The sequence below is a fragment of the Pseudomonas meliae genome, from assembly GCF_001400515.1.
GTDB classification, from domain to species: Bacteria; Pseudomonadota; Gammaproteobacteria; order Pseudomonadales; family Pseudomonadaceae; genus Aquipseudomonas; species Aquipseudomonas amygdali.
The window spans coordinates 1-8,423 of the sequence record NZ_LJQT01000464.1 but is presented as its reverse complement, the minus strand read 5'-3'; the positions used below and the strand labels follow the sequence as shown (position 1 = coordinate 8,423).

Genomic DNA, 8,423 nt, shown 5'->3' with positions numbered 1-8,423 from the left:
TCGCGAGCAAGCTCGCTCCCACAAGAGACCATCCCCAGGCTATCAGTAGAGGTTCGGCTCCATTTCCAGCTTTACACCAAAACGCTCGACGATGTCGCTTTGGATGCGGCGCGCAAGGTTCAATAGCTGCAAGCCACTGGCCTGCCCGTAATTGACCAGTACCAGCGACTGGAGCTTATGCACGCCAGCGTCGCCGTCACGATAACCCTTCCAGCCAGCCTGCTCGATCAACCACCCCGCTGCCAGCTTCACCCGGCCATCGTCCTGCGGGTAGCCTACGACACCAGGGTGCTGCTGTTTGATCGTCGCGTACAGTTGGGCAGGGATAATCGGGTTTTTGAAGAAACTGCCGGCATTGCCCAGTACCGCTGGGTCAGGCAGCTTTTCACTGCGAATGGCGCAGATTGCCCAGCTGACATCGAAAGGCGTCGGTTTATCGATACCCAACTCGTCGAGACGCTGACGAACCGGACCATATTCAAGGTGCAGATTGGCTACGCGGCTGAGCTTGAAGCGCACCCGCAGGATCAACCAGCGCGCGACCTGATGCTTGAACACGCTGTCGCGGTAGCCGAACGCACAGTCCTCCAGGGAAAACTCGCGCAATTCACCCGTTTCACGATCCAGCGCAGTCAGGCTATGGAATATATCCTTGATCTCGACGCCATAAGCACCGATGTTCTGCATGGGTGCCGCCCCAACGGTGCCTGGAATCAGACTGAGGTTTTCCAGCCCCGCCAGCCCCAGTTCCAGACAGGACTGCACGAACGGATGCCAGGGCTCGCCAGCCTCTGCCTCGACAATCGACTCGAGACAGTCCTCATGCACGATGCGAATGCCGCGACTGGCCATGCGCAGCACCAATGACTGCACGTCACCGCTGAGCAGCAGGTTACTGCCACCGCCAATAACCAGCAGCGGTACATCGTGCTCGACCGAATACGCCAGCGCCTCGCGAACATCGTCATCGCTATGCGCTTCGGCAAACAAGCGGGCCTGAACATCCACGCCAAAGGTGTTGAAAGGTTTGAGGGAAATCGCGGACTGCACCTGCAAGGTCATACTCTCGCCTTCCCGAACCACTGGACGAAGCGCATCAACCCTCCAGCAAGCGCCTTACGCGCTCCAGGTCTTCAGGCGTATCGACGCCACCGGGTGGCGCTTCAAGCGCGTCGGCAACGTGAATTCGCACGCCATTCCACAACGCACGCAGTTGCTCCAGGCTTTCGGTGTTTTCCAACCAGCACGGACCCCAGCTAACGAAGTCATGAAGAAAGCCCGCACGATAGGCGTAAATACCGATATGACGACGATAAGGCACGCCAGCGGGCAACTCGTCCCTGTTTGCGGTCAGCGCGTCACGCGCCCAAGGCAATGGGGCACGGCTGAACGTCAGCGCCAGGCCGTTGATGTCTGTTGCGACCTTGACGATGTTCGGATTGAACAACGCGGCCACATCGTTGATAGGCTCGGCCAGCGTAGACATGCCGGCTTCGGGGTGAGCCGCCAGGTTGGACGCCACCTGATCGATCACCGCAGGCGGGATCATCGGCTCGTCGCCTTGCACATTGACCACAATCGCATCAGCAGCCAGCCCCAGTTGCGCAGCCACCTCGGCCAGACGATCGGTGCCGGAATTGTGATCCTCGCGGGTCAGCAGCACTTCTGCACCAAAAGCCTGACAAGCCTCGACGATGCGCGCATCGTCGGTGGCAATCACCACACGCTCGGCGCTGCTTTTGCACGCCTGCTCCCAGACAAGCTGAACCATGGGCTTGCCAGCAATGGTTTTCAGTGGCTTGCCGGGAAAACGGCTGGAGCCGTAACGCGCAGGAATGACAACGGTGAACGCTGCTGTCATTTTTCCAGCCGCTCATCGGTGCTCAAGGTGCGTGCTTCGCTTTCGAGCATCACCGGGATGCCGTCGCGTACCGGGTAGGCAAGGCCTGCCCCTTTGCTGATCAGCTCGGTCTTGTCGGCGCTGAGCTTCAATGGTCCCTTGCAGACAGGGCAAGCGAGGATATCGAGTAGTTTGGTGTCCATAGGAGATCCTGAAGCAATCATGGAGAGAGACGTAGCAGTTGCTCATCGAACCAGTCGACAAAAGCATCGGACGGTACTGCATCCACTGCCAGATACCACCAGTCATCGGCTGCAAAGGCACGACATTTCACCGCATCCTTCTCGGTCATGACCAAGGGCAATGCCGGTGTGAATGTCAGCGCCTGGGCACTGTAGACCGCATGGTCGGCGAACGCGTGAGCCACCGGCCGCCAGTGTAATCCTTTGAGGGTATTGAAGAAACGTTGAGGATTGCCGATTCCGGCGACCGCATGCAGCGCCTGCCCGGCCGGGAAATAATCCACCGGCTGGCGTTCGCCACTGCGCAGATTGATAAGGGCTGACGGTTTGAGCATAAATGCGTAGCCATCGTCACGATCAGCCATCGCGCCGTTGTAAAGCAAAGCGTCGACACTGCCTAGGCGCTCAACCGGCTCGCGCAATGGCCCGGCAGGCAGACAACGACGGTTGCCCAGCCCGCGGGCGGCATCGATCAGCACCAGCTCCAGATCGCGGGCCAGACGATAATGTTGCAGGCCATCGTCGGAAAGAATCAGATCCAGAGGCTCGGCAGCGAGCAGGGCCTGCACGGCGCGACTGCGATCCGGATCGATCATCAGCGGCACGCCACTGCGTTTGACGATGAGCAAAGGCTCATCGCCCGCCTCGCTGGCACTCTGGTCGGCCTTGACGCGCCAGGGCAGGCTGGGAGGTTTGGCACCGTAACCGCGACTGACCACACCAACGCGCAGGCCACGACGACGGCAGTGCTCGATCATCCATAGAATCAGTGGCGTCTTGCCAGTGCCGCCGATGGTGATATTACCCACCACAATAACCGGCACCGGAGCGCGGTAGATAGTGCCCTCACCCGCCAGAAAACGCGCGCGCTTGCCCTCTACGACGCGCCGATAAAGGCCTTCGAGCGGACGCAAAAGCGCCAGCGCAGGGTGGCCCTTGTACCAGGCATCGAGCAAACGGTCGGTAAATGCCATCAGTTAGCCGGTGTGGCCTCGACAGTGGTCATGCGCAAATGGCTGAAACCCAGTTTACCCGCCGCATCCATGGCCGTAATCACCGATTGGTGAGGGGTCTTGCCGTCGGCACTGATCGACAACGGCAGGCTGGTATCGCCCGCCGACTCGCGTTGCAGCGCTTCGATCAGGGTTGCCAGATCGTTCTTGGGCAACAGTTGGTTGTTCAGCGAGAAGATCCCGTCGGCGTTGATGGCGATGTCCAGATGCTTAGCGCTGGCGTCCACCTCCGGCGTACCGGTGACCGCCTGTGGCAGATCCACCCGCAACTGGGTTTCACGGGTGAACGTGGTCGTCACGATGAAAAACAGCAGCAGGATGAACACCACATCAATCAGAGAGACCAGATTGATGTCGATGTTTTCCCGGGGTCTGCGACGGCGAAATTTCACTTCTTCTTGCCCCCGCCCGCTCTGGCCAGCGACTTGAGATCGATTTTGGCGTCGATCAGATCGACATCGCGGTCGCCCTGCACCACTTCAACCAGACGAATGGCCTGCTGCTCCATGCCGACCACCAGTTCATCGACGCGACTTTGCAGAAAGCGATGAAAGAAGATTGCCGGAATAGCCACGATAAGGCCCGACGCGGTACAGATCAGCGCCTTGGAGATACCACCGGCGAGCACACCGGCATTGGCCGTGGCCCCCGAACTGTTGAACGAGCCGAAAATATCGATCATGCCCAGCACCGTACCCAGCAAGCCAAGCAGCGGTGCCATGGCGGCAATCGAACCCAGCGCGCTCAGGTAGCGCTCCAGTTCATGGATAACCCGGGCGGCGGCTTCTTCGATGCATTCCTTCATGATCTCGCGACCGTGCCTGGAATTGGCCAGACCTGCGGCGAGAATTTCACCCAGAGGCGAGTCGGCGCGCAGTTGCTTGAGCTTTTCGCCGTCGAGCTTCTTTTCCTGAATCCACTGCCAGACCTGTCCGAGCAGATGCGGCGGCGTGATACGGCTGGCACGCAGCGTCCACAGACGCTCGATGATAATGCCGGCAGCGGCGATGGAGCTCAAAATAATCGGCAGCATCATCCAGCCGCCAGATTTGACCAGTTCCCACACAGTGATCACTCCCTCGAAAAATTGGCACCACTCTATCATAGGGTCGTCAAGTGCCGAACGCCGAGATCGATATCCATTCACTCAGTCACGCCAGAAACGCCGTTGCGCGCGCTCTGCCTGCGGCGTGCCGAACGTCCCCAGCCGCAGACTGACAGCGCCCAGCTCAGCGCTGTCATAACTGGCCATACCCAGCCATCGATAACGCGCCATGACCAACGGATGCGGGTGGCCGAAGGCGTTGTTACGGCCACGGGAGATCAGCACTCCAACCGCTCCGACGGCCTGAAGAAATACTTTGGATGACGAGGTCCGGCTGCCGTGATGCGGGGACTGCAACCAATGGGCACGAAGGTCGAAACCGCTGGCGATTGCCTCACGTTCCGCGTCGACGTCGATATCACCCGTCAGCAGCAGACGCTCGCCCCCGGCGTCGACACTCAACATGCAGGATGCGGGATTGCCATCAGGCCTCTGCTCCCAGCGCCAGGTGGAGAACACCACCCCATCCCACTCCCAGCGCGCATCGCTCTCACACAAGCGCGCGTCGAGTTGCGGCGCGAGCCTGGCCAGCTCACCGCCCAGTACACGGTCAACCGGAAATGCCTGATGAACCGCCGCTGCGCCCCCGGCATGATCGGAGTCGGCGTGACTGATCAACATCAGGTCCAGATGACGCACACCGGCCTTGCGCATGGCGGGCACGACCACACGCTGACCGATATCGAACTCGCCGAAACGTGGACCTGCGTCGTACAAGAGCGTGTGATTTCGAGTGCGCAGGAGAATGGCCAGGCCCTGCCCCACGTCCAGCTGCAATACTTCTACCTGGCCTGCAGGCACTGAGTCGAGCGGCGGAAAAACGCACAGCAACAGCAATGGCCAACCCAGCGGACGCATCGGCACGCCTTTGGGCAGTAATAAAATGAAGGCCCCGAGCAGACTAAGCAGCCACGCCCAGCCCGGCATTGCACTGGGCAACCAGGCGGGCAAGACCGCGGCAACCCAGCCGAGAAACATAAACAGCCACTCCAGCGTCCCTCCGGCCAGCCAGAGCAAGCCTTCGCCCACAACAGGGACCGGCAGCAGCAGTGTTCCAAGCAACGCAGGCGGCAGGACGATCATGCTGACCCAGGGCACAGCCAGCAAATTGGCAAACGGCCCGCTGAGGCTGATTGGCAGGTTCAGCGCCAGCAGAATAGGCAGCAAGCCAATTGCGATCAGCCACTGCGCACGCGTCCAGCTTTGCCACCAATTCCAGGCACCGAGACGTCCACTGAAAATCAGCACCAGAATGCCAACCGCCGCGAAAGACAGCCAGAACCCCGGCTGCAGTGTCACCAGCGGCTCGAAAATCAGCACCGCGTTGAATGACAGTAACAACGGCCAGACAACGCCCAGGTGCCGAAAGCGCAAACGCCACAGCAGCACCATCGCGACCATCACACAGGCACGCCGTACCGGCACCTCGAAACCGGCCAGCAGCCCGTAACCCAGCGCAGCGATGAACGCCAGCGCACAGGCCCAAGGCAGCCAGGGCAAAGCCCGTGGCCACAGCCCCCAGCGTGCAAAGCCTGCGACCAGCGCGTAAATCACCCCGGCCAGCAAACCGATATGCTGGCCGGAAATCACCAGCAGATGCACCGTGCCGGTGTCCTGCAGCACCTGCCAATCGGTGCTCGACAATCCGGAGCCATCGCCCAGCACCAGCGCCGCCAAGCCGCCCTCTCTGCCCTGCGCATCGACCGCCAGCAGGCGCTGACGAATAAGGTCGCGCCACGCCCCGCGCGCAGGTGTCAGCAGTTGACCATCCACCACCGTACCGGTGGCACCGATGCGCTGCGCCAACAGCCAGGCTTCGTAATCAAAAGCATCAGGATTGACCAGCCCGGCCGGCCGCTTGAGTTTGACCGCCATGCGCCAGCGCTCACCGCTGTTGACCTGCGGACCGCCGTACCACGCCACCCGGATGCGTGCAGGCAATATCGCCCTGCGCGACCTTGCCCCTTCCAGTTCGAAACGCACCACGCCCTCGGCGACACTGGGCAAACCGACTACCTTGCCTTGCAGCCACAGCGTCTGACCGTCCAGACGATGAACCAGACGGTCATTCAACGCCCACTGCGCAGAAACACACGCCCAGGTAAAACCGAGCAGGAACAGCGCCAGTGGATAGGTGCGAAACGGTAGCAGCATCAACGCCAGTATCGGCATCAGCAGCAACAGCCAGGTCGGCGGCAAAGCAGGCAGAAAGCGTAAGGCCACAAGCCCCGACGCGAGCGCGATCATCCCTGTGCGCATGGTGATTCCTTGAAGCGGAAAGCTTCAAGGATCAGCGCAATATGGAAATGTCGGAAGTGATGGTGTGTTGCAAAACCTGAACAGCCGGTCTCGGCAGACAGCCGACCCGACAGGCTGGCGGGTCGCAAAGCATGTGTTACTGACGCATACCGCGCCCGCTCACCAGCAACCGTGCGCAGCCAAAGTACAGCACAAACGTTGCCACGATCATGAACGCCAGGGCGATGCTGATCTTGATGTCGGAGACGCCCAGAATGCCGTAGCGGAAGGCATTGACCATGTGCAGGACCGGGTTGGCCAGCGACACGGTCTGCCAGAACGGCGGCAACAGGTTGATCGAGTAGAACACGCCACCCAGATAGGTCAGCGGGGTCAGGACGAAAGTCGGGATGATCGAGATATCGTCGAAGTTGCGCGCGAACACTGCGTTGATGAAGCCCAGCAGCGAGAAGATGGTGGCGGTCAACACCACCACAAGGATGGTTACGCCCAGGTGATGCACTTGCAGGTCGGTGAAAAACATCGACAGCATGGTGACAATGAAACCCACCATCAGCCCGCGCAACACGCCGCCCAGGGTGTAGCCAATCAGAATGGTGTGCGGGGAAACCGGCGAGACCATCAGTTCTTCGATGGAGTGCTGAAATTTGGCACCAAAGAAGCTGGATACCACGTTGCCGTAGGAGTTGGTTATCACCGACATCATGATCAGCCCCGGCACGATGTACTGCATGTAGGTAAAGCCGCCCATGTCGCCAATCTGGCGGCCGATCAGGTTACCGAAGATCACGAAATACAGAACCATGGTGATCGCAGGCGGCAGCAGGGTCTGCGGCCAGATCCGCATGAAGCGATGGACCTCGCGGTAAACGATGGTCTTCAGGGCAATCAGGTTGGGGCGCAACTCGCCGCTCTGCACAGTCATAGCGCCACCTTCGCAAGGTTTTTTTCCACCAGGGACACAAACAACTCCTCAAGGCGATTGGATTTATTGCGCAGGCTCAAGACTTCGATGTTCTGGAAAGCGAGCTGGCTAAACAGCGCGGTGATGCCGACATTCTTGTCGACCTGAACTTCCAGGGTGTGGCTGTCGAGCAAACGGCAAGGGAAACCGGGCAGCTGCGGCGCGGTCTGCCAGGACGCCTTCAGATCCAGCACGAAGGTTTCGACAGTCAGGGTGCTGAGCAATTGCTTCATGCCGGTGTTCTGCACGATCACCCCGTGGTCGATAATGCCGATGTTGCGGCACAGCTGCTCGGCCTCTTCCAGGTAGTGCGTGGTGAGGATGATGGTGATGCCTTTTTGATTCAGTTCGGTCAGGAACGTCCACATCGAACGGCGCAACTCGATGTCCACACCAGCAGTGGGCTCATCGAGGATCAGCAGACGCGGCTCATGAATCAGCGCACGGGCGATCATCAAGCGCCGTTTCATACCGCCTGACAGCGACCGCGAAGGCACGTCGCGCTTGTCCCACAGGCCCAGTTGAGTCAGGTACTGCTCGGCGCGCTCCTTGGCGATCTTTGCCGGGATGCCGTAGTAACCCGCCTGGGTGACGACGATGTCGAAGGTCTTCTCGAACTGGTTGAAGTTGAACTCCTGCGGCACCACGCCAATGGAACGCTTGAGCGCAGCGGGCTCGCGATCCAGATCGTGACCGAAGATGTTCACCGTTCCGCTGGTCTTGTTGACCAGCGTCGAGATGATACCGATGGTGGTGGACTTGCCTGCGCCATTAGGGCCAAGCAAAGCGAAGAAATCACCCTCGGCCACGTCCAGATCAATGCCACTCAAGGCCTGGAAACCGTTGCCGTAGGTTTTGGTTAGCTGCCGAATGGACAGAGCGGAAGACATATCGGAAAGAGTACTCATCAGGAAAAAGGAATGAAGCTGACCGCGAACACACGCCTGTCATGACGACCCAGGCGTGCAATGGTGCTCGGCTGGGGAAGATCTGAAGTAGC

At 60.0% G+C, this 8,423-nt stretch carries 9 protein-coding genes; all 9 read right to left on the bottom strand.

What is annotated here, in order from left to right:
• Positions 1 to 42: 42 nt before the first annotated feature.
• The 9 genes from murB to ALO64_RS21230 all read right to left on the bottom strand — a co-directional run bounded on the left by murB (position 43) and on the right by ALO64_RS21230 (position 8,313).
• Positions 43 to 1,062 carry a UDP-N-acetylmuramate dehydrogenase gene (gene murB / locus ALO64_RS21270; protein WP_044343525.1) on the bottom strand — a complete coding sequence of 340 codons (1,020 nt, stop codon included), beginning with the start codon at positions 1,060 to 1,062 and terminating at the stop codon, positions 43 to 45.
• Positions 1,063 to 1,096: 34 nt separating this feature from the next.
• Positions 1,097 to 1,861 carry a 3-deoxy-manno-octulosonate cytidylyltransferase gene (kdsB, locus tag ALO64_RS21265; RefSeq protein ID WP_044343524.1) on the bottom strand — a complete coding sequence of 255 codons (765 nt, stop codon included), beginning with the start codon at positions 1,859 to 1,861 and terminating at the stop codon, positions 1,097 to 1,099.
• Complete coding sequence (locus ALO64_RS21260; protein WP_002552679.1) at positions 1,858 to 2,043, bottom strand: Trm112 family protein; 186 nt, start codon at positions 2,041 to 2,043, stop codon at positions 1,858 to 1,860. Before ALO64_RS21260 ends, kdsB begins: the two co-directional genes overlap by 4 nt.
• Positions 2,044 to 2,060: 17 nt before the next feature.
• Entirely contained in the window at positions 2,061 to 3,056 is a 996-nt protein-coding gene (gene lpxK, locus ALO64_RS21255) for a tetraacyldisaccharide 4'-kinase (RefSeq protein WP_044343523.1), read from the bottom strand.
• Positions 3,056 to 3,487, bottom strand: a complete 432-nt coding sequence (locus ALO64_RS21250) for an ExbD/TolR family protein (RefSeq protein ID WP_002552677.1) — start codon at positions 3,485 to 3,487, stop codon at positions 3,056 to 3,058. Before ALO64_RS21250 ends, lpxK begins: the two co-directional genes overlap by 1 nt.
• Positions 3,484 to 4,161, bottom strand: a complete 678-nt coding sequence (locus ALO64_RS21245) for a MotA/TolQ/ExbB proton channel family protein (protein ID WP_002552676.1) — start codon at positions 4,159 to 4,161, stop codon at positions 3,484 to 3,486. Before ALO64_RS21245 ends, ALO64_RS21250 begins: the two co-directional genes overlap by 4 nt.
• An 81-nt stretch (positions 4,162 to 4,242) precedes the next feature.
• Positions 4,243 to 6,459, bottom strand: coding sequence for a DNA internalization-related competence protein ComEC/Rec2 (locus ALO64_RS21240; protein WP_044343522.1), 2,217 nt, complete (start codon positions 6,457 to 6,459; stop codon positions 4,243 to 4,245).
• A gap of 136 nt (positions 6,460 to 6,595) precedes the next feature.
• A complete protein-coding gene (locus ALO64_RS21235) occupies positions 6,596 to 7,384 on the bottom strand; it encodes an ABC transporter permease (RefSeq protein ID WP_002552673.1) in 789 nt (262 codons plus the stop codon).
• The gene (locus tag ALO64_RS21230; protein ID WP_002552672.1) at positions 7,381 to 8,313 is read right to left on the bottom strand and encodes an ABC transporter ATP-binding protein; all 933 of its coding nucleotides are present in this window, start codon (positions 8,311 to 8,313) and stop codon (positions 7,381 to 7,383) included. The genes ALO64_RS21235 and ALO64_RS21230 overlap by 4 nt, the downstream gene beginning before the upstream one ends.
• Between the last annotated feature and the right edge of the window lie 110 nt (positions 8,314 to 8,423).

Bases quoted from the DNA above. Each gene is read 5' to 3' on its own strand.
- murB (WP_044343525.1), bottom strand. From the start codon at position 1,062: ATGACCTTGCAGGTGCAGTCCGCGATTTCCCTCAAACCTTTCAACACC.
- kdsB (WP_044343524.1), bottom strand. From the start codon at position 1,861: ATGACAGCAGCGTTCACCGTTGTCATTCCTGCGCGTTACGGCTCCAGC.
- ALO64_RS21260 (WP_002552679.1), bottom strand. From the start codon at position 2,043: ATGGACACCAAACTACTCGATATCCTCGCTTGCCCTGTCTGCAAGGGA.
- lpxK (WP_044343523.1), bottom strand. From the start codon at position 3,056: ATGGCATTTACCGACCGTTTGCTCGATGCCTGGTACAAGGGCCACCCT.
- ALO64_RS21240 (WP_044343522.1), bottom strand. From the start codon at position 6,459: ATGCGCACAGGGATGATCGCGCTCGCGTCGGGGCTTGTGGCCTTACGC.
- ALO64_RS21235 (WP_002552673.1), bottom strand. From the start codon at position 7,384: ATGACTGTGCAGAGCGGCGAGTTGCGCCCCAACCTGATTGCCCTGAAG.
- ALO64_RS21230 (WP_002552672.1), bottom strand. From the start codon at position 8,313: ATGTCTTCCGCTCTGTCCATTCGGCAGCTAACCAAAACCTACGGCAAC.